Here is a 20,629-nt window from a genome sequence, read left to right as displayed (position 1 = left end):
AAGCGCCACCGCGATCCCGGTGCGCCCCGCCTCGCCGCTCGCGCCGGCCGCTGACGCCGCCATGGGACGCATCCCCATGGTCCGGCCGAGGCCTGACACCCCCGACGCGGCCTATAGCCCGAGCGCCTTTCACGGCGAGGCTGTCGCGTTCGGCGTCACGGCCTTCCGCGAGGGCCACGATCGCATCGGCGTTCACCTGCGCCTGACCTCACCGTCGGGCGACGAGTCGCTGCATCGCCTGGACCCTGCGGGGGACGGATTCGACCGCTGGTGGACGAACGTTGCGCTCCTTGAGGAGGGAACCTGGACGTTCCACTTCGAGTCCTTCGCTGACGACTTCGCCACCTGGCACCACGCGGCCCACGTCAAAGTGCTCGCCGGTGTCGATGTCCCCCTCATGCTGGAGATGGGGGCGCTGCTGTGCGAACGCGGCGCTGCCGAACGCGATCGACCGGCAGCCGAGCGCCGCATGCTCACCGAGATGGCAGAGCAGTTCCGCGCGGATGCCGGCACCGAGCCGCTCAGCCTTATTGACGATCCGCGTCTGGAGGCAGCGTTCACGGTTCGCCCGCTGCAGTCCCTCGTGACCGTGGGCAGCGACCGCGACTTGCTCGTCGAACGCGAACGGGCAGGCGTGGGCGCCTGGTACGAGTTCTTCCCCCGGTCCGAAGGGGCAAAACTCCGCAAAGACGGCACCGTCAAGAGCGGTACGTTTCGCACTGCCAGCAAGCGGCTTCCCGCGGTTGCACGGATGGGTTTCGACGTCGTGTACCTGCCGCCGATCCATCCGATCGGGCGCACGAATCGCAAGGGCCCGAACAACTCGCTGACCCCCGGTCCGGGCGATCCGGGCTCGCCGTGGGCGATCGGCGCGGCAGAGGGCGGACATGATGCCGTGCATCCTGATCTCGGCACTCTCGCCGACTTCCGTGCGTTCGTGCGGGCAGCTGCCGCCGAAGGGCTCGAGGTTGCGCTCGACCTCGCGCTGCAGGCGTCCCCGGATCATCCGTGGGTGACAAGCCACCCGGAGTGGTTCACGACGCTCCCCGACGGGTCCATCGCGTACGCCGAGAACCCCCCGAAGAAGTATCAGGACATCTATCCGATCAACTTCGACAACGATCCCGAGGGAATCCGCGCCGAGGTGCTGCGGATCGTGCGCCACTGGATTGCGCAGGGCGTACGCATCTTCCGCGTCGACAACCCGCACACCAAGCCGCTCCAGTTCTGGGAGTGGTTGATCCGCGAGGTGAACGCCGAGCACCCGGATGTCGTCTTCCTGGCCGAGGCGTTCACCCGCCCCGCTCCGCTCCAGGGGCTGGCAATGGCGGGGTTCCAACAGAGCTACACCTACTTCACCTGGCGCAACACGAAGGAGGAGCTCGAGGAGTTCCTCTCCTCGCTTGCCCACGAGACAGCTGATTTCCTTCGGCCCAACCTCTTCGTGAACACCCCCGACATCCTCACCGAGTACCTCCAGTACGGCGGCCACGCGGCGTACGTCATCCGTGCCGCGATCGCCGCCACGGCTGCGCCGGTCTACGGCGTGTATGCGGGTTATGAACTGTTCGAGAATGTCGCCCGGCCGGGCTCCGAAGAGAACATCGACAACGAGAAGTACGAGTACAAGTTCCGCGAGTGGGAGGCGATCGACGCGGCGGGCTCATCCCTCGCGCCGTTCCTGACCCGCCTCAACGAGATCCGCCGGGATCACCCGGCACTGCGTCAGTTGCGAAATCTCACGGTCCACTGGAGCGACGACGACGCGATCCTCGTCTATTCGAAGCACCTGGATGCCGCCCTCTCGCCGACGGGCGAATCCGACACGATCCTCGTCGTGGTGAACGTCGACCCCCATTCGGTGCGCGAGACCACGGTCCACCTCGACACTCGCGTGTGGGGCGTCGAACCGGGTGAGGCCTTCGGGGTCACCGACCTCATCACCGGGGCCCAGTGGACCTGGACAGACCACAACTACGTGCGGCTCGACGCCTTCCGCGAGCCCGTGCACATCCTGCGGATTGAGGGACAGCGATGACTACGATCGACCCCGCCACACTCGACGCCGTCGCGCACGGCAGCCATCACGACCCCCACAGCGTTCTCGGCATCCATCCCACCGGCAAGAACACGTGGGTCATCCGGACCCGCCGACCGCTCGCCGCGACGGTCACCGCCGTATTCGATGGCGGCAAACGCGTGCGGCTGGAGCATGTCGCGGCAGGCATCTGGGAGGGCACGGTCACCGGACCGATTGGTTCCTACCGGATCGACGCGACGTACGACGACGGACCCGACTACCGGGACGACGATCCCTATCGGCACTCTCCCACCATCGGCGAACTGGACCTCCATCTGATCCGCGAGGGACGCCACGAGCGGCTCTGGGACGTCCTGGGCTCACACGTTCGAACCCACGAAGACAGCCATGGCACATCCTTCGCCGTCTGGGCGCCGAACGCCCGCGCAGTTCGGGTCGTCGGCAACTTCAACGGGTGGGACGGCGCAGCCCACGCGATGCGCTCGATGGGTGGCTCCGGGGTCTGGGAGTTGTTCATCCCCGCTGTCGATGAGGGAGCGGTCTACAAGTACGAGATCCAGGGACCGGACGGGCAGTGGCGGCTGAAGGCCGACCCGCTGGCCCGACTCGCGGAGGTTCCCCCCGCTACCGGGTCGGTCGTCACCGCGTCGTCGTACCGATGGCAGGACTCGGCCTGGATTTCACGACGTTCCAAGAGTCGCCCGGTGACCGAGCCCATGTCGATCTACGAGGTCCACCTCGGCTCGTGGCGCCCCGGCTTGTCGTACCGCGACGCAGCCGACCCTCTGATCGAACACGTGAGCGCGCTTGGCTTCACCCACGTGGAGTTCCTCCCCCTCGCGGAGCATCCGTTCGGCGGATCCTGGGGCTATCAGGTCACGGGTTACTTCGCACCCACGAGCAGATTCGGCAGCCCCGACGACCTCAAGTACCTGATCGACCGGCTGCACCAGGCCGGCATCGGCGTCATCATGGACTGGGTTCCCGGACACTTCCCGAAGGACGAGTTCGCACTCGCGAAGTTCGACGGCAGGGCCCTCTACGAGCACCCGGACCCCCGTCGCGGCGAGCACAAGGACTGGGGAACGCTCATCTTCGACTACGGACGCAACGAGGTCCGCAACTTCCTGGTCGCCAACGCGCTGTACTGGTACGACGAGTTCCACGTCGACGGACTGCGCGTGGATGCCGTCGCCTCGATGCTCTACCTCGATTACTCGCGCAACGCTGGCGAGTGGGAACCGAACATCCACGGCGGTCGGGAGAACCTCGAGGCCATTCGGTTCCTGCAGGAGGTCAATGCGACGTGCTACAAGACGTTCCCGGGCATCAGCATGATGGCCGAGGAATCGACGAGCTTCCCCGGTGTGACCGCGCCCACCGACCACGCCGGGCTCGGTTTCGGGTTCAAGTGGAACATGGGCTGGATGAACGACAGTCTCGAATACATCAAGCGAGATCCCCTGTACCGCTCCTACCATCAGGGTGAGCTGAGCTTCTCGTTCGTGTACGCATTCAGCGAGAATTACGTGCTTCCGATCAGCCACGACGAGGTAGTGCACGGCAAGGGAAGTCTGTTCTCTCGGATGCCGGGCGATCATGCTGCCAAGCTCGCGAACATGCGGGCGTACCTCGCCTACATGTGGGCGCACCCCGGCAAGCAGCTGCTTTTCATGGGGCAAGAGTTCGGGCAGATGGCGGAGTGGTCTGAATCGCGCGGGCTCGACTGGTGGACGCTAGACCAGCCGACCCACCGACAGCTCCAGGACTTCGTCGGTGCTGTCAACGGCACGTACCGCGCCAACCCACCCCTGTGGAGTCGCGACAACGACGGGTCTGCGTTCTCGCGCATCGGCGCTCCCTCATGGAACCCGAGTGTGCTCGCCTTCACCCGACGGGACTGGGACGGCAACATCGTCGCCGCAGTGTGCAACTTCTCGGGGTCCACGCTCTCGAACTACGCGCTCGACCTTCCCCACAGCGGAGTCTGGCGCGAGATCCTCAACACCGACGCGCAGGACTACGGCGGCGCAGGCGTCGGCAACCTCGGGATGGTTGTTGCAGGCGAGGACGGCAGAGCGTCAATGGTGCTGCCCGCGACGAGCGTCATCTGGCTGCGCTACGACCCGCAGGCCCGGGTGCCCTCCACTATCCGCGACTGACGCAGGGCAATTCGCCCTTCCGGGCGCCCACTGTCAGAACAGCAGCGACGCGAGGCGACTGCGCGACCGGATGACGCGCGGGTCGTCGTCGCCCACGATGCCGAACAGCTCAAGCAGCCGCTCCCGCACTGGCGCGCGATCATCGTCGGGCAACGCCGCGAACAGATCGAGCAATCGATCAAAGGCGTCCTCAACGTGACCACCCGCAAGATCGAGGTCGGCGACCAGCAGCTGAGCGTCGACATCAGTCGGAGCAGCCGCAGCCGCTGCGCGCGCGGCCTGGAGGTCGGCATCCTGGACCCGAGAGAGCAGCCGCACCTGGGCGAGCCCCGCCCGCGCGTCGGCGTCGCGCGGGTTCTCAGCGAGCGCGCGCTCGTACGCAGAGATCGCCGCCGCATAGTCGCCGGACTCGATCGCAGCGAACGCCTCGGCGTGAAGCGGCGGCATCGCGGGCTCGGCAGCAGCACCCTCTTCATCAGCAGCGTCGGCGTCGCCTGAGCCGACTGAGCCGGTGACGCCGTTCTGCGCGGCAAGCTGCAGCAACTGGGCGAACACCTCGCGCACCTGCTGTTCGGGAACGGCGCCGGTGAACAACGGCACAGCCTGACCGCCGACCAGGGCCACGACCATTGGAATCGACTGGGCGCGGAACGCCTGAGCAAGCTGCGGGTTGGCGTCGACGTCGACCTTTGCCAGAACCAACCGGCCCGCATGCTCCGTGACAACGCGCTCGAGGACGGGGCTGAGCTGCTTGCACGGCCCGCACCATTCGGCCCACAGGTCCACGACGACAGGCACCGTCTTGGACAGCTCAAGAACCTCGGGGAACATCGCGTCTGTGACGTCGATCACCAGCCGCGCCGTGTTTCCCCCCGCGGGGGCGCCAGCAGCAGGCTCACTCGGGGATGCCGCTGCCGGGCGGTTGCGCAGGGCTGACAGGTCGACGGCGCCCCGGAGAGGAACGTTGGAGCCGGGAAGTGTCACAGCACAGAGCCTTTCAAAATCGAACTCGAGTACCCCAGAAGCCGGATCGGTTCGTTCGATCCCTTTTCCGGAACATAGAAGAAGAGCTGGTCGCTGAAGGTCGTCGAGAACCCGGATGCCGACTGGTCCGCGCCCGAAAGAGTCTTGACCGTCGCATTGTTGTCCAGCTTGATGACGGCGTCTTCGTTGGTCGGCTTGACGGTGTCGGTCTCGGCGATGCTTACCGCGACGATCGCGCCGCTCTCGAGCGTGGCGATCGCGAACGGAGGGAACTCACCGGCGGCGGCGCTGAAGGTCAGACTGCCGGTTTCGGCTCCGGTCTCGTTGAAGTCGTCGAGACGTTCCTTGCGGTCGGCGACGACTCCCGCACGGAAGAGGTCGCTCTGCTCGTCGAACATCCCCGCGAACTCCGACTCATCGCCCTTGTCGAGCACATCGGCGTACGCGGAGGCGAGCTCGTCAGGCGGCAGCAACAGGAACGGCGAATCCGGGGCGAGCTGGCTGGCGCCGATGTAGGAGGGGGCGAGCTCGGGCATCAGCGTATTGCCACCGAGGTTGCCGATATAGCTCAGCTTGTAGGGAGTCCACGGGTCTGCCTGGGTCAGCACCATGATGCTCGACGTGTTGGCCTCGTCATCCGTGACGATCGCCAGGAACGAACGCGGCCAGCCGTTATAGGCCTGCGGCAGCACGACCTCGACGGGCTTGCCGGGAACTGCCGTCGGCATCGCATAATCGGCGATGGCCTCCCTCAGTGTGTAGTTCGTCTTGCGCTCTGCCAGAAGCGCACCGTCGAGCCGGGTCGCTGCGAGGTCAGCATCCTTAGCCTCATCGGCCTGCGCCACCGTCTGAGCCACCTGCTCGACGATCCGCTCGGCCTGCTGCTTGGTGACGGCTGGAGCCTGCTGGCCCTCCGGCACGATGACCGACGCGGTCGGGCTCGGCGTCTCGGTCGGCACCAGCTGCGGCCACGCGTCAGACGTGCAGCCAGAGAGCAGGCCGACCGTGACCGCCGCAACGGGGAGAGCAATGAACGTCTTTCGTCCGCGCCCGAGCGCCCGCCGTGGCTTGCTGGCACTGATGACGCCCTTGTCAGACTCCGCGACAGACAGATCAATCGGCTCCGTCACCGGCACGGGCAGACCCTTGCGGCGCGGACCCCGCGAACGGCGCACGTGACGGATGCCGAGGACGTAGAGCACAACGCCGACCGCCATCAGGATGCCGCCACCGACGATCAGGGGTCCAGCCCAGGGCGTGGAGTTCTCGATCGGCCAGGTGACACTCACCGTCGTCGGGGCAGGTTCTGTTCCATCCGAGGCGATGATGACGCTCATGTCGGCTGGAAGCTGCAGCGGCGCGATGACGAGGTCTTCCTGCTGGTACTCATCCAGCCAGAGATCGGACCCTGCCGGGTTCCGCCCCGGAATAGCTTCCTCCTCGGTGCCCTGATCGGTCGCGGCATCCCCCGCCGCTGCCCCGTCCTCAGTCGGGGCGTCGGTTGCCGGCGTGGCGGTGGGGTCGACGGTCGGTTCGGGCTCAGGAGTCGGCTCGATCTCCTCGGTAACGAGCGAGCCGTCCTCGGTCTGCACTACCTGGTTGTAGGTGGTGTCAGCAAGCCATGCCTGCACGTCGGCAGTTCTGCCGTAAGCGGCGAAGACAGAGCCATCCCCCAGCACCCGCAGCGTCTGGGACCCGGGGTTCGCGGTCAGCACGGCGCCGTCGATGACCAGATACGGCTCGTCTTGGGTGATCGAAACATCGGCTGTCGTCGACCGTGGGCCCTGGAAGATCGTCCGCTGGGCGATTCCCGCCCCGATCATCACGGTCGCCAGAACCAGCGCGACCACAGCCCATACGAAACGCACGAAAAACCTTCCTCGGCGCACGGACGTCGACGCACGCCGAAAACTCGACATTTCAGACTAGCGAACATGTCCTGAAAGTCCCCAGGGAGGCGATGCATCACCGACTAGGCCCCGGCTATGCGTATTCTGATCGCCAGGCGGGTCACGCCTGAGAGAACGAGGTCCCGTGAAGCTGCAGAACCCCTTCCGCGTCGCATTCGTCGCGACCCTCGGCGTGGGTCTCGGACTCCTGCTCATCGCGAGCGTGCAGACGTTGTCGACGATCCTGCTTTATGTGGGCACAGCGCTGTTTCTCGCGCTCGGCCTGGAACCGATGGTTTCGTGGCTGATCCGCCGTCGCGTACCGCGGTGGGCGGCGGTACTCGTCACGATCGTCGTCGTGTTGGGCGTCTTCGCCGGCGTCATCCTGATGGTGCTCCCGATCATCGTGGAACAGATCACGCAGTTCGTCGTCGAGGTCACCCGCATTCTGCAGAACCCCTCGTGGCCGGATGAGCTCCAAACGTGGCTCGAGTCGGTGTTCCCCATGCTCAGATGGGATGACATCTTCGCCTACATCCTGCAGTGGCTCCAGGGACTGGACTTCGCGTCGATCGGCGGGTCGATCGGTGGCAACATCCTCGCTATCGGTGCCACCATCGCAAGTGGCCTCTTCGGCGCCTTCATCGTGCTGATCCTGACGATCTACTTCACGGCATCCATCCCCTCGCTCAAGAAGGCCGTGTACCAACTGGTCGCGGCATCCAAGCGTCAGCGGTTCGTCGACCTCGCCGAACAGATCACCAATTCGGTCGGCTATTACGTGATCGGCCAGGTCAGCCTGGGTGTCATCAACGGCATCCTGAGTTGGATTTTCCTCAGCATCATCGATGCGCCGTTCCCCGCGGTCCTCGCGGTGGTGGCGCTACTGTTCTCGCTGATCCCGCTCGTGGGAACGCTCACCGGGTCGACGATTATCGTGCTGACCTGCCTGATCCCGGGTCTCGGCTCGCCGACGATAGCCCTCATCGCGGCGATCTACTACCTCATCTACATGCAGCTCGAGGCGTACGTCATCTCGCCTCGAATCATGAGTCGCGCCGTCGCGATTCCCGGAGCGGTCGTGGTGGTCGCGGCACTCGCGGGAGGATCGCTTCTTGGGCTCCTCGGCGCCCTGATCGCGATCCCGGCGGCGGCGAGCGTCTTGATCATCTACCGGCAGGTCGTGATCCCGCGCCAGAACGAGCGCTGAGCCTCAGGCGGGCTCGCCGAGCTCGCCGTCCCACTCCGTCGGCAACGGCAGGGCATCCGGGTTGATCGCAGCGACGATCTCGGTGAGCACCGTCCTGGTCTGGTTCTCCCCCACCCAGAGGTGGCGTCCGCCCTCAACCGGAATGAGCGTGGCGTGCGGGATCGCCGAGAAACGCTTGGCCGCCTCGTCGGGCCGCAGGAAGTCATCGAACTCGGGGACAAGAACAATGATGGGCCGCGGGTCTTCTGCCCAGCCCGCCAGTTCATCCTCGGTGGTTCGGTGCAGCGGCGGTGACAGCAGCACGATTCCTTCGACGTCGTGGTCGGCGGCGTACTTCAGCGCCAGCTCCGTCCCGAAGGACCAGCCGACGATCCACGGACGCGGCAGTCCCCGTTCGGCGACGAACGACATTGCCGCAGCGACATCCCACCGCTCGGAGTCACCACCGTCGAAAGAGCCGTCGCTGGTCCCCCGCGGCGACGTCGTCCCGCGTGTGTTGAATCGGAGCACGGCAAGATCGGCCAGGGCGGGCAGGCGCGCCGCCGCCTTGCGGAAGATGTGCGAGTCCATGAATCCACCAGCCGTCGGCAGCGGATGCAGCGTGACGAGCGTGGCGTGGGGGGTGCGCTCGGCAGGCACGGCGAGTTCACCGACCAGAGTCAGTCCGTCTTGCGTGTGAAGCTCGATCTCTTGCCGGCGAGCGGGAAGAAGCATCGGTCCGCGAATCTCCATGTCAGCTGATCCTCCAGCAGTGTGAGTGCCAATGTCGGCGAGCCGCGAGATCGGCAGCGTCCCCGAGGACGCCATCTGCGCGCCACGCGACGATGTGGGCGGTGCCCGGCTCGATAGGGCGAACGCATCCGGGGCACGCATACGACTTCGTCGCCTGCGCCGCCGATACCGGCTGAACCGTCCACTCCACGCCGCGGCGTACCTCGGTTCGCTTCCAGCCGGCGATCAGGCGTTCGAGGCCGTCATCGCCGGCAGGCTCGGGTCGACGACGATGGGATCGTGGCATCTTCGACGGTCACCACCAGTGGTTGTTGACCCAGAAGTTGTACGCGCCGGCCCAGCTGCCATAGCGTCCCACGGCATAGCCGTTGGCCCACCGCAGATTGTCGACCGGGTTGTAGCCGCTTCCGGGAACCTTGCTGCACGGCAGAGCCTGAACCAGACCGCAGGCTCCCGACCGCCGGTTCGTCGCGTTGGGATTCCACCCGCTCTCCCGTGAGACGACGTAATCGACGTAGCCCCAGTCGCTCTCGGGAATCCCGGCCGCCGACATCCACTCGGCCGGCGAACCACCGCCCGAGTAGAACAACGGTGCTGCTGCGCCGCCTCCACCACCGCTGGATGCCACGACGGGAGTGGGCTTGGGCTTGGGCTTGACGTACACCTCGTAGCCACCGCGATCTGGATCAAAAGCGACAGGCTCGGCATCCGTGTCTATGACCAGTGACTGCGCGTCGACGATCGAACTCGCGTACAGCGAGACAGGCTCGGGCGTGTCGTCCTCGGCCGTCGCGAAAGCCATTCCGCTCGGGCCGGCGTTAGCCGCAACAAAGCCCAGTGCCGCGAAAGCAGCGAAGACCGCGAGCACGCCGCGGCGCTTCGACCAGTGTCCGACAGGGGCTGCAGCTGCCCGGGGCGGCACGCTGGAACGCCGCGGGGCGAGCTCACTGCTCGCGCGCGCGGTTACGTCGGCGCCACGGCGTTCATCAGTCACAATGACCCGATTCTACCGAGGCGAAGCCACGGGTTCGCCTCGAGCGACGCGCGGGTTCACTCGACAGCGAGCATGATCTCGACGACAGCGTCCAGGACGGCATCAACTTGCACTTCGCGGTAGCCGCCCCGCTGCATGCGGAAGGCGACCCCACGAACCTGCTCGATGGTCGCGCCGCTCCCGGTCTCGAGATACCGAGCGAGCTTGTTCATGACGAAGTCGACCTCGTCGATCCGGTACCCGTATCGGAGAGCTCCGGTCCGCTGGAAGCGACGGCGAGAAGGTCGTTGCAGGCGGTCGAGCACCGTCTGGGCGTCTCGCCGCGTCCGCGCGATCCAGACATCCGTCCCCACCCGGGCGATGGCGGCGTCGCGTTCCCGACGAGCGAAGGCGTCCTCGATACGGGTCAGCGCGGCATCCACGCTCGTGATTTCGTATCCGCGGCGCGCGAGCGGAAAAGCAGCAGCCCGAATCTGACCCGACGTCATCGACGGGTGTCCCGGAGCCTCAAAGGCATCACGCGCGTGCGAGAGGAAGCTGTCGACCGCGGCGCGCTCATAGCCCTTCACTCGGCCACGCGTGACGGGAAACAGCGCACGAGCCGGTTCGGGGACAGCGGGCGCTGCCGATTCCGGAGAAGAAGTCATTGTCATTCGGTTGCCAGCCTCACGCTGCTACGCCACATCATGATGCCACCAACGGCGAGAACAGGTAGTACAGGGCCAGCGCCGCTGTTGCCGACGGGAGGATCGAATCGAGCCGGTCGAGGACTCCCCCGTGTCCGGGCAGCCATGAACTCATGTCTTTGATGCCGAGGTCTCGCTTCACCATCGACTCACCGAGGTCGCCGGTTGTCGCCGTACCGAGGATCACAGCACCCAGAATCGCACCAGCCCACCAGGGAATGCCCAGCATGAAGATACCGAGCAGGGTGCCCGCAGCAACGGCGCCGACGACAGCGCCCGCGAAGCCCTCCCACGTCTTGTTCGGACTGATCCGCGGCGCCATCGGATGCTTCCCGAAGGTGAGTCCGGAAGCGTAGGCGGCGGTGTCAGCGACAACGGCGACCGCGATGAACGCGATGATCCACCACTCACCGGCATCCTGACGCAGCAACACCATCGCCATGCTCGCGAGGAACGGAACGTAGAACACCACGAAAGTCCCGGCGAGTACGTCGCTCGTGACGGCGGAATATCGCCGGCCGTCGGCAGCAGCCATCTGGGTGATCAATCGCCAGACGACGACGAAAGCCAACGCAGCGAACAGCGCCACCCAGTGCAGCCACAGCTCAAGGAACGCCCCCGAGAGAAGCACCACGACTGCAGCAACGATCTGGGGCGCGAGATCGATACGGCGATCCGAGCCCGCCAGCGCACGCGAGAACTCGACAACGCCGAGAACGACGACGCCCAGAGCCAAGAAGATGAAGACCCACTTGATGAAGATCAGCGACAGGAGCGCGACAGCCCCGATACCCACGCCGATGAGGATCGCGAGGATCAGGTCCCTGCCAGTACGCTTCTTGATGCGCTCGTTGGCCTCTTCGAACTCCGCGCGCGCGTGTGCCACATGCTGCTCGAACTCGGTTCGCGCGGTGCGCATCTGCGCCTGGAGGCCGGGGCCGGCCTCCTCCGTAGCTTCCCCGGCGGATTCGCCAGGGACGCGCGCATCGGAACGGTCATCGGTCATGTCGACCGCTACACCTCGAGAAGCTCAGCTTCTTTGCGCTTGAGCGCCTCGTCGATCTGGTCGACGTGGGCGCGCGTGAGCGCATCGAGCTCTTTCTCGGCGCGAGCAAGCTCGTCTTCACCGATGTCGCTCTTGAGGGCGTCGAGGTCATCCTTGGCCTTGCGCCGGATGCCGCGCACGTGCACCTTGGCGTCCTCGGCCTTCGCGCGCACGAGCTTCACGAACTCCTTGCGGCGCTCTTCGGTGAGCTCTGGCATCGTGACACGAACGATCGTGCCGTCGTTGGTCGGGTTGGCACCGAGGTTGGGAGCATCCCGGATGGCCTGCTCGATCGCCTTGAGCGCGGACTTGTCGTAGGGGTTGATAACAAGCGTGCGCGCCTCAGGGTTGTTCAGCGAGGCAAGCTGAGCAAGCGGGGTCGGCGAACCGTAGTAGTCGACCATGATCCGCTGGAACAACTGCGGGTTGGCGCGTCCCGTGCGTACGGTCGCGAAGTCATCCTTCGCGGCCTCCACTGCACGATCCATGCGGGTTCCGGCATCGGTCAAAACATCCGCGATCACGGCGACTCCTTACTGCGTGTGACCTGCATAGTCTAGTCGGCAGGCTTTCAGCCGACCGTGACGACAGTGCCGATGGATTCGCCGAGAAGAGCGCGTGTGACGTTGCCCTCGGGCTCCATACCGAACACGCGCATGTCCATGCCGTTGTCCATGCACAGGCTGAAGGCCGTCGAATCCACGACCTTCAAGCCACGCTGCAACGCGTCGAGATACGTGATCCGGTCGATGCGGGTCGCAGTGGGATCCTTGCGCGGATCGGCAGTGTAAACGCCGTCGACGCCGTTCTTCGCGACGAGAACCTCGCTCGCGCCGATCTCGAGCGCGCGCTGAGCGGCGACGGTATCGGTCGAGAAGTAGGGAAGGCCCGCGCCCGCTCCGAAGATGACGACGCGCCCCTTCTCCATGTGCCGTTCTGCGCGACGGGGGATGTATGGCTCGGCCACCTGGGTCATCGAGATCGCCGACTGGACGCGCGTTGCGGCTCCCGCCTGCTCGAGGAAGTCCTGCAGCGCGAGTGCGTTCATGACGGTGCCGAGCATCCCCATGTAGTCCGCGCGACCTCGGTCCATTCCCCGCTGGCTGAGCTCCGCGCCGCGGAAGAAGTTACCGCCGCCAACGACGACGGCGATCTCTACCTCGTCGACCGCCGCAGCGATCTCGCGTGCCATTTGGCTGACGACATCCGGGTTGACCCCCAGCTGCCCTCCCCCGAACGCTTCCCCCGAAAGCTTGAGCAGGACGCGTCGGCGCCCCGTCGATTCATCCGCCACGTACGTCTCCTCTTGTCGCCTACAACCTACCGAAGCACATCAGAAAGGGCCCGCACTGGATGGTGCGGACCCTTTCGACATGATGCTTACGCGCCGACCTTGAACCGAACGAAGTCGGTGAGCGTGAGGCCAGCGTCCTTCGCAACCTGGGCGACCGAGAGCTTGTTGTCTCGGGCGTAGTCCTGGTCGAGCAGAGCGACCTGCTTGAAGAAGGCGTTCACGCGGCCCTCGACGATCTTCGGAAGGGCAGCCTCGGGCTTGCCCTCGTTGCGAGAGATCTCGGTGACGATCTCGCGCTCCTTCTCGACGTCGGCCTCGGGGACATCGTCGCGGGACAGGTACGACGGGTTGGCGAAGGAGATGTGCTGCGCCAGCGCGCGAGCGGTCTCGGCGTCATCACCCGTGTAGGCCAACACAACACCCACCTGCGGCGGAAGGTCCTTGTTGGTCTTGTGCAGGTAGATTTCGAACTTCTCGCCCTCGAGCGTGCGCACCTGGCGCAGCTCGACCTTCTCTCCGATGATCGCTGCCTCGTCCGAGATGAGCTGGTCGACAGTTCCCGCGCCCGCGGATGCGGCCAGGGCCTCGTCGACCGAGTTCGCGCCGGCGGCTGCGGCAGCCTCGACGACCTTGTCGGCGAGGGCCACGAAGCGGTCGTTCTTCGCAACGAAGTCGGTCTCGCAGGCAAGCTCGATGAGGGTGACCTTGCCATCCAGTTCGCGGGCGGCGATGAGCCCCTCGCTCGTGGAACGGTCGGCACGCTTCGCGTTACCCTTCGCGCCCTTCAGGCGCAGGATCTCGACGGCCTTCTCGACGTCGCCGTCAGCCTCTTCGAGCGCCTTCTTGGTGTCGACCATTCCCGTGCCCAGCTGCTCGCGCAGCGCCTTGATGTCGGCGATCGTGAAGTTTGCCATGGGTGGCGGCTCCTTGTTCGTGATGAGTTCTCGTGGATGCTCCGGTGGCGCGGTGGCGCCACCGGAGCGATGTCGATCGGCTTACTTGGACTCGGCGACGGCGTCAGCGTCAGTGTCAGCGGCGACGGTTTCCGCGTCACCGGCAACTGCCTCGTGCGCGGCGGCGCCGGCAGCGTCAGCCTCGGACTCGGTCGCAATGGTCTCGACCTCCGCGACGTCGGTGACGACGGGTGCGCCCTGCTCGAGAAGCTCGCGCTCCCACTCGGCGAGCGGCTCAGCAGCCTCGGCCTCGCCAGCGGGCTGGTGGCGCTGGATGAGACCGTCAGCGGCGGCATCCGCGATGATGCGGGTGAGCAGGCTCACCGAACGGATCGCGTCGTCGTTACCGGGAATCGGGTACTGGAACTCGTCAGGGTCGGCGTTGGTGTCGAGGATGCCGATAACGGGGATGCCGAGCTTCTTGGCCTCGTCGATTGCGAGGTGCTCGCGCTTGGCGTCGACGACCCAGATTGCCGACGGGGTCTTCTGCAGGTTGCGGATACCGCCGAGCGACTTGTGGAGCTTGTCGAGCTCGCGCTTCTTGATCAGCAGTTCCTTCTTGGTGAAGCCGCTCGCAGCCGGGTCGTCGTAGTTGAGCTCCTCGAGCTCCTTCATGCGCTGAAGTCGCTTGGAGACGGTGACGAAGTTGGTGAGGAGGCCACCGAGCCACCGCTGGTTGACGTAGGGCTGACCCACGCGGGTTGCCTGCTCGGCGATGACTTCCTGAGCCTGCTTCTTGGTGCCGACGAAGAGGATCGAGCCGCCGTGGGCGACGGTCTCCTTGACGAACTCGTAAGCCTTGTCGATGTAGGTCAGCGACTGCTGCAGGTCGATGATGTGGATGCCGCTGCGCTCAGTGAGGATGAAGCGCTTGACTTTCGGGTTCCACCGGCGGGTCTGGTGTCCGAAGTGCACGCCGCTGTCGAGCAGCTGGCGAATCGTAACGACGGCCATGGCCGTACTCCTTTGCTGACGCGAGTCCGCGTCTCTTACGGTTGATCTCGCCGGTCGGCGACCGACGATCCTGGCGCCCGACACGCTTCCGCTGTGCTCTGGTGAGCTCAGACCGATGGAAGTCGTGCCACCTGACTGATAGTCAGGCTGTGGGCACGCGAAGTCACCCCGAGATCGGGATGCCCTCCCAGTGTACCAGCGGTAGCCTGGCCCAGATACGTGAGAGGTCGGAGCGCTGGTTCCTCCCCAGGCCCGACGAACCCGGCGCCTGTCCCCGACGAGGCATCGGCCGCCCCTGGAGTGCTGAGGCGAACCGGATGCTCAATGGCATGTCAACCTTTCGTCATCTGCTGACCGCGGTTCTTGCCCTCACCGCTGCCGCTTCACTGGCAGCATCCGCACCCGCTTCCGCCGCGCCAGGGATCGCAGCGGAAGCAGCCGCGGTACGCTCAGCCGACCCTGCGCTGGTGGCGGATGACTGGGTCTGGCCCGTGTCGGGATTCCGCATCCTCACTGCCTACGTTGCACCGGCGCATCGCTACGGACCGGGTCACCGTGGCATCGACCTTGAGCTTTTCGGCGTGCGAACCATCCGTTCCCCCGCGGCCGGCTTCGTGCAGTTCAGCGGCCGCGTGGTCGATCGGGACCTCATCACGATTGACCACGGCAACGGGCTCGTGACGACACTGGAGCCCGTGACCTCTCCGCTGGTGGCAGGTGACCGCGTCGCGCGAGGCGAAGACGTCGGCATCGTGGGTGACGGCGGCCACACGCCCGCTGGCGGTGTGCACTTCGGCGTGCGATGGCATGGCGAGTACATCAACCCGATGGTGGTGCTGGGCGGCGTGCCCAGGGCAGTTCTGCTTCCCTGCTGCGCATGAGCGCGTGCGACCGGATCAGCCGAACACGTTCCTGCCGCCGTTGTCCTGAATCGTGCCGTACCCGGTCGCGCTGAAGGTGTTGTCGTTGCCGTTGACCGTGACGTCTCCGATGGCACCGTCAGCGTCGATACGCATACGGTCGCCGGCGATCTGCAGGGATCCGATCGCTCCGCTGACGAAGCTGTTGTCGTTACCTTCGATGCGCACATCACCCATGTCGCCGATCGTGACGCTGTTACCACTCCCCTGGAGTAGCACGGTGTCCGCGGACCCGGCGATCTGCGCGATGATCCGGTTGCCAGCAATCGTCACTTCGGCACAGTCTCCCGTGACAGCGAAGCTGACGTCGTTACCGGCGAGGACAGCTTTGCCGTTCACGCAGAGAGCATCCGGAGCCGGAGCTGGATCAACCGTGACTGTGGGCGCCGGCGTTGGGGCGAGCGTCTCCCACGTCGGCGAGGGCACGGGAGTCGCGGGCCCGCGGGTCGGGATCACGGTCGTGCGCGGTCCGGGTACCACGATGCATCCGGCGAGCGCGAGAGTCGTCGCGAGCGCCAGGGCGACACCGAGCGTGCGGCGCGGAGCATGCATGCGATAACCCTACGGCGAAGTGCGGATCGTCGGATACGCGGCGGTTGGTGCTCGTCGCGCCTACGCGCGGGGATGCGCGAGGCGATAGCTCGCGGTCAGTCGCTCGCTCGACACGTGGGTGTAGATCTGCGTGGTTCCGAGACTCGCGTGGCCGAGCATCTCCTGTACCGACCGCAGGTCAGCGCCACCATCGAGCAGATGCGTGGCGCCCGAGTGACGCAGCGCATGCGGGCCGATGTTGCCTCCCGTCACGACCCCGACGCGGCGTGCCACCACGTCATAGACGGTGCGGGAACCGATACGCGCACCGCGAGCTCCGAGAAAGAGCGCTCGACGAGCCGTATCGGATACGACCAGCGCAGGTCTGCCCCGCACGAGGTAGGCATCCAGTGCTCGTGCCGCGGCGCCCCCGTAGGGCACGACCCGCTCCTTGGACCCCTTACCCCACACGCGCGCAGTGTGTCGTCCGCCATCGAGATCGGTGAGATCCAGAGCGCACAGTTCCGACACCCGAAGCGCAGCGCCATAGAGGAGCTCAAGCATGGCGTGATCCCGGAGCTCGATCGGGTCGCCACCCGCGCGTGCCGACTGCCCGAGCTCATCGAGCAACTGCGCCAGGCCCTCGGCAGACGCAACCTTCGGGAGGGTCCGCCCCCGTTTTGGGGCCACAAGCCGCACTGCCGGATCCGTGCCGATGAGGTTCGCGTCCAACGCCCACGCGAAGAAGGTGCGCACCGAGGCTGCGCGCCGCGCGAGAGTGGATCGGGCGTCGCCCCGCTCGCTGGCACGCCACATCCAGTTCCGCAGCATCTCGAGATCAACGTCCTGGATTCGGGAGGGACCCACAGCGTCGGCCAGGTCGGCGAGATCCGACCGGTACGCGCGCACCGTTGCGGGAGACAGCCGGCGAACGTCGGCGACGTAGCGCAAGTACTGCTCGGCCGCCGCGGAGATCTCCATGCACACAGGATGCCTCAGCTGCTCGAACGGGACTGGAGCCCGCTGCGGTGTGGCGCGACCTACCCGCTGTCGCGCGCTCAAGATCGCGAAGCCTCAGCGCCTTTCTGCCCCGAGCATCTCACGCGAGACGCCAGCCTGCCGCGTCGCTTGTGACGGCGCCGTCCAGGTACAGCATCCCGAGATGGGACTGGACGTCGGCGATGCCCAGGCCACTGCGCCGCGCGATCTCCTGAGGCGTCCGCGCGACCCGTGCACTGAGAGCGTCGCGTACACGCGTTGCGTCGGTGGTGCGCGTCGCGGCTTCCTGATCGCCTGGACCGATGAGCTCGCCCCAACCGATCAGCTCCCGTACCTCGCCAGCCGTCGTGACGCAGGTCGCTTCGAGTTCGCGGAGCAACCGGTGACAGCCAGCTGAGGCCGCACTTGTGACGGGCCCAGGCACTGCTCCGATGAGCCGACCCAGGGCGCTCGCGTGATGGGCGGTGTTCAGGGATCCGCTGCGCCACCCGGCTTCGACCACGATTGTCGCGGCCGACAGCGCTGCGATGAGGCGGTTGCGCTGGAGGAACCTCCACTTTGTCGGAGCCGAGCCGGGCGCGACCTCCCCCACGACGGCTCCCGTCGCGGCGATGCGCTCGACGAGGTCGGTGTGAGCCTGCGGATAGGCCCGTTCCAGGCCGCCCGCCATCAGGGCGATTGTGTGACCGCCACCGGCGAGGGTCGCGCGGTGAGCTGCGGCGTCGATACCGAACGCCGCTCCAGAGACGACGGGGATGCCCGAAGCTGCCAGTTCCGCGGCGAACTCTCCCGCCACATGTTCGCCATAGGAGGTGGCGGCACGCGCTCCGACGATAGCCACACCGGTGCATGCCGTCGCAATGGATCGCGGGTCCCCACGGACCCATAACGCGACCGGCGCGTGAACTCCCAGATCATCGACGGCATCCGGCCAGACCTCGTCAGCTGGTGTTATCAATCGCAGCCGGGCGGCACGCGCTGTGCGCAGTACCCCGGACACCGTACCCGGCCGCATCCTCGGTTCCCATCGTTGCATCGCCGCCCGCGCTTCGCCGGGCTCGAGGATGCTGTCGCTGATGTCTCCGCGCCGCACGCGAGCCAGCGCTTCGAATGCCCCGAGCGAACCCGTCAGGATGCCTGCCGCCGCGTCACCCGGCTCGGTGAGACTGTTCCAGACCACGCGGGCGTATCGATCGAGGATGTCGTCGTCGGAGAGCGGGCCAGCCACGAGGGCACCGAGCTCATCGCGAGCGCGTTGCGGATCGATCATGAGATGGTTCCTCTCTTCAGGAACAGCGCTCGGCCAATGTGGTCGGGTGTCGGCATCCGTTCGCCGTCGAGGTCGGCGAGTGTCCACGCGACCCGAAGAACCCGGTCGTAGCCGCGCAGCGTCAGACTGCCCCGGGCCAGTGCAGCATCGAGAGGAGCGCGAACCCCGGGCGGAAGCGCCCCCGCGCCGGAGCGCAGCCACGTGCCCGGCACGTCGGCATTTCGCCGCCACGGCGTATCCGAAAGGCGGCGCGCGGCCCGGTTGCGGGCGTCGACCACGAGGGCTCGAGCCCGAGTCGAGTCCAGGGCTCCCCGCGCCTCGGGCACACGGCCGACCCGCAGCAGGGTCAACTCGATGTCGACGCGATCAAGAAGCGGGCCAGACAGCCGGTTTTGGTAGCGCCTGATCGCCTGCGACGGGCATTCGCACACGGCATCCCGAAGCCCCCGGTTTCCACACGGGCACGGGTTGGTAGCCAGCACCAGCTGAAAGCGTGCGGGAAAAGACGCCGTGTATCCGGCCCGATGAACGGTGATGCGCCCGGACTCGAGAGGTTGCCGCAGCGCATCGAGCACCGTGGTGGCGAACTCTGCAGCCTCGTCCAGGAACAGCACGCCCTCGCTGGCGCGGACGATCGCGCCCGGGCGCGGAGCCCGGGTGCCGCCGCCGACAAGGGCTGCAGCACTCGCACTGTGGTGCGGCGCTTCGAACGGCGGGATGCGGGAGAGATGGGTGACAGCGCTCCCCGAGAGCGAACGGATGGATGCCGCAGAAAGGGCAGCGTCATCATCCAACGGCGGCAAAATCCCGGGGAGCCGTCGGGCGAGCATCGTCTTGCCGGCGCCCGGCGGACCGGTCATCAGCAGATGGTGCCCACCAGCCGCCGCTACAAGGACCGCGGCAACCGCCTCGTCTTGGCCGACGACGTCGGCAAGGTCCAGCGTCTCCTCGGCCGCGTCGCCGTCAGCAGACGCGTCGACGGGATCGGCCTCGGGAATTCGTGCGTCGATCCCGTGGCGTGACAACACATCGCCGAGACTCGTCGCACCGACCACCGTGATTCCGGGCACAAGCGCTGCCTCGTCTTCACTGGCTCGCGGCACGACAACGGTCTCGAGCCCCGCGCGAGCGGCAGCCATAACCGCGGGAAGGATGCCGGGGACCGGACGCAATCTGCCGTCGAGGCCGAGTTCGCCGATATGCGCAGTGCGGATCAGCGCGTCTGCCGAAATCGGCAGTTGCGTGGCAAGGGCAGCGACAGCGATCGCGAGATCGAACCCGGAGCCGTGTTTGGGAAGGCTTGCGGGCGAGAGATTGACGGTCAGGCGCCTGCTGGGAAGCGGCACATCGCTGTTGGCGCAGGCGTTGCGTACGCGTTGAGATGACTCTCCCAGCGCCCGGTCGGCAAGTCCGATGATGCGAAAGTCAGGCAGCTGATCGGAAAGGTCGGCCTCGACCTCGACGGCGACCCCCTCGATTCCCACCAGCGAAATCGCCCACGTTCGGGCCAGGCTCACGCGAGGTCTCGCAGGTGCTCGATCCGCAGGGGCGCCGTCGGGTCGCCGGTGATGGCGAGCCCGTCGACGCGCAAGCGACGGCTGCCCGCCGAATCACGGTGGGCGGTGCGCCACTCCCGCGCCAGCTGGTGCAGACGATGGAGCTTTCGGCCATCGATCGCCTCGAACGGATGACCGAAAGCGGCAGAGCGTCGCGTCTTGACTTCGACGATGGCGACAGTGTCGGCGTCGGCAACGACGAGGTCGATCTCACCCGCCCGGCAACGCCAGTTGCGATCGAGGATCTCGAAGCCTCGTGCCCGAAAGTAGGCCTCGGCGGCCTCTTCGCCCGCTCTGCCGAGCTCGTCTTTGCGTGCCATATCTCCAGCGTCGCCGCACACGGATCGGCGAGCGCGAAGGTCGAGGCAAGAAACGAAGAAGCTGGGGAATGAACCCCCTGGGGAGGAAA

20 protein-coding genes are annotated in these 20,629 nt (G+C 66.3%); 4 read left to right on the top strand and 16 right to left on the bottom strand.

Annotated features, from left to right (window positions below):
- Nucleotides 1–76: 76 nt before the first annotated feature.
- Together B4F19_RS09990 and glgB are read left to right on the top strand one after the other, a co-directional pair.
- Complete coding sequence (locus B4F19_RS09990) at nt 77–2,038, top strand: maltotransferase domain-containing protein (protein ID WP_292734604.1); 1,962 nt, start codon at nt 77–79, stop codon at nt 2,036–2,038.
- Nucleotides 2,035–4,203 carry a 1,4-alpha-glucan branching protein GlgB gene (gene glgB, locus B4F19_RS09985; RefSeq protein WP_292734553.1) on the top strand — a complete coding sequence of 723 codons (2,169 nt, stop codon included), beginning with the start codon at nt 2,035–2,037 and terminating at the stop codon, nt 4,201–4,203. The genes B4F19_RS09990 and glgB overlap by 4 nt, the downstream gene beginning before the upstream one ends.
- A gap of 33 nt (nt 4,204–4,236) precedes the next feature.
- On the opposite strand, the gene B4F19_RS09980 is transcribed toward glgB, so the two are convergent.
- Both B4F19_RS09980 and B4F19_RS09975 read right to left on the bottom strand, forming a co-directional pair.
- Nucleotides 4,237–5,187 carry a tetratricopeptide repeat protein gene (locus tag B4F19_RS09980; RefSeq protein ID WP_228178172.1) on the bottom strand — a complete coding sequence of 317 codons (951 nt, stop codon included), beginning with the start codon at nt 5,185–5,187 and terminating at the stop codon, nt 4,237–4,239.
- Nucleotides 5,184–7,055 (bottom strand): glycosyl transferase, encoded by a 1,872-nt coding sequence (locus B4F19_RS09975; protein WP_228178171.1) that lies wholly within the window; start codon nt 7,053–7,055, stop codon nt 5,184–5,186. The genes B4F19_RS09980 and B4F19_RS09975 overlap by 4 nt, the downstream gene beginning before the upstream one ends.
- Nucleotides 7,056–7,221: 166 nt before the next feature.
- On the opposite strand from B4F19_RS09975, the gene B4F19_RS09970 reads away from it, so the two are divergent.
- Entirely contained in the window at nt 7,222–8,286 is a 1,065-nt protein-coding gene (locus B4F19_RS09970; protein WP_228178170.1) for an AI-2E family transporter, read from the top strand.
- Between the two features lie 3 nt (nt 8,287–8,289).
- Here B4F19_RS09970 and B4F19_RS09965 read toward each other — a convergent pair whose 3' ends face one another.
- From B4F19_RS09965 to rpsB, 9 genes are all read right to left on the bottom strand, one after another.
- Complete coding sequence (locus tag B4F19_RS09965; RefSeq protein ID WP_228178169.1) at nt 8,290–9,018, bottom strand: alpha/beta hydrolase; 729 nt, start codon at nt 9,016–9,018, stop codon at nt 8,290–8,292.
- Between the two features lies 1 nt (nt 9,019).
- Entirely contained in the window at nt 9,020–9,304 is a 285-nt protein-coding gene (locus tag B4F19_RS09960; RefSeq protein WP_228178168.1) for a hypothetical protein, read from the bottom strand.
- A gap of 9 nt (nt 9,305–9,313) precedes the next feature.
- On the bottom strand, nt 9,314–10,012 hold the full coding sequence (locus B4F19_RS09955; RefSeq protein ID WP_292726841.1) for a transglycosylase SLT domain-containing protein: 699 nt from the start codon (nt 10,010–10,012) through the stop codon (nt 9,314–9,316).
- 56 nt (nt 10,013–10,068) lie between these two features.
- Entirely contained in the window at nt 10,069–10,659 is a 591-nt protein-coding gene (locus B4F19_RS09950) for a DivIVA domain-containing protein (protein WP_228178166.1), read from the bottom strand.
- A 37-nt stretch (nt 10,660–10,696) separates the two neighbouring features.
- Nucleotides 10,697–11,704, bottom strand: a complete 1,008-nt coding sequence (locus B4F19_RS09945; RefSeq protein ID WP_292734550.1) for a phosphatidate cytidylyltransferase — start codon at nt 11,702–11,704, stop codon at nt 10,697–10,699.
- 8 nt (nt 11,705–11,712) lie between these two features.
- A complete protein-coding gene (gene frr, locus B4F19_RS09940) occupies nt 11,713–12,267 on the bottom strand; it encodes a ribosome recycling factor (RefSeq protein WP_292726839.1) in 555 nt (184 codons plus the stop codon).
- 47 nt (nt 12,268–12,314) lie between these two features.
- Entirely contained in the window at nt 12,315–13,037 is a 723-nt protein-coding gene (pyrH, locus tag B4F19_RS09935) for a UMP kinase (RefSeq protein ID WP_228178163.1), read from the bottom strand.
- 86 nt (nt 13,038–13,123) lie between these two features.
- Nucleotides 13,124–13,951: a translation elongation factor Ts gene (gene tsf / locus B4F19_RS09930; RefSeq protein ID WP_292734547.1), complete on the bottom strand. Its 828-nt coding sequence runs from the start codon at nt 13,949–13,951 to the stop codon at nt 13,124–13,126.
- Between the two features lie 81 nt (nt 13,952–14,032).
- Nucleotides 14,033–14,944 (bottom strand): 30S ribosomal protein S2, encoded by a 912-nt coding sequence (rpsB, locus tag B4F19_RS09925; protein ID WP_292734544.1) that lies wholly within the window; start codon nt 14,942–14,944, stop codon nt 14,033–14,035.
- A 329-nt stretch (nt 14,945–15,273) separates the two neighbouring features.
- On the opposite strand from rpsB, the gene B4F19_RS09920 reads away from it, so the two are divergent.
- The gene (locus B4F19_RS09920; RefSeq protein WP_228178160.1) at nt 15,274–15,825 is read left to right on the top strand and encodes a murein hydrolase activator EnvC family protein; all 552 of its coding nucleotides are present in this window, start codon (nt 15,274–15,276) and stop codon (nt 15,823–15,825) included.
- Nucleotides 15,826–15,840: 15 nt separating this feature from the next.
- Here B4F19_RS09920 and B4F19_RS09915 read toward each other — a convergent pair whose 3' ends face one another.
- The 5 genes from B4F19_RS09915 to B4F19_RS09895 all read right to left on the bottom strand — a co-directional run bounded on the left by B4F19_RS09915 (nt 15,841) and on the right by B4F19_RS09895 (nt 20,540).
- On the bottom strand, nt 15,841–16,416 hold the full coding sequence (locus B4F19_RS09915) for a hypothetical protein (RefSeq protein WP_228178159.1): 576 nt from the start codon (nt 16,414–16,416) through the stop codon (nt 15,841–15,843).
- Nucleotides 16,417–16,476: 60 nt separating this feature from the next.
- Nucleotides 16,477–17,376 (bottom strand): tyrosine recombinase XerC, encoded by a 900-nt coding sequence (locus tag B4F19_RS09910; RefSeq protein ID WP_228178158.1) that lies wholly within the window; start codon nt 17,374–17,376, stop codon nt 16,477–16,479.
- A gap of 118 nt (nt 17,377–17,494) precedes the next feature.
- Nucleotides 17,495–18,664, bottom strand: a complete 1,170-nt coding sequence (dprA, locus tag B4F19_RS09905; protein WP_228178157.1) for a DNA-processing protein DprA — start codon at nt 18,662–18,664, stop codon at nt 17,495–17,497.
- Nucleotides 18,661–20,181: a YifB family Mg chelatase-like AAA ATPase gene (locus B4F19_RS09900; RefSeq protein ID WP_292734541.1), complete on the bottom strand. Its 1,521-nt coding sequence runs from the start codon at nt 20,179–20,181 to the stop codon at nt 18,661–18,663. Before B4F19_RS09900 ends, dprA begins: the two co-directional genes overlap by 4 nt.
- Entirely contained in the window at nt 20,178–20,540 is a 363-nt protein-coding gene (locus tag B4F19_RS09895) for a YraN family protein (protein WP_228178155.1), read from the bottom strand. The genes B4F19_RS09900 and B4F19_RS09895 overlap by 4 nt, the downstream gene beginning before the upstream one ends.
- Nucleotides 20,541–20,629 lie beyond the last annotated feature (89 nt).

This window comes from Microbacterium sp. UBA1097 (genome assembly GCF_002313585.1).
Taxonomy (GTDB): Bacteria; Actinomycetota; Actinomycetes; order Actinomycetales; family Microbacteriaceae; genus Microbacterium.
Note: the sequence above shows the minus strand (reverse complement) of the source record. Positions and strands in the feature narration are given on the sequence as shown.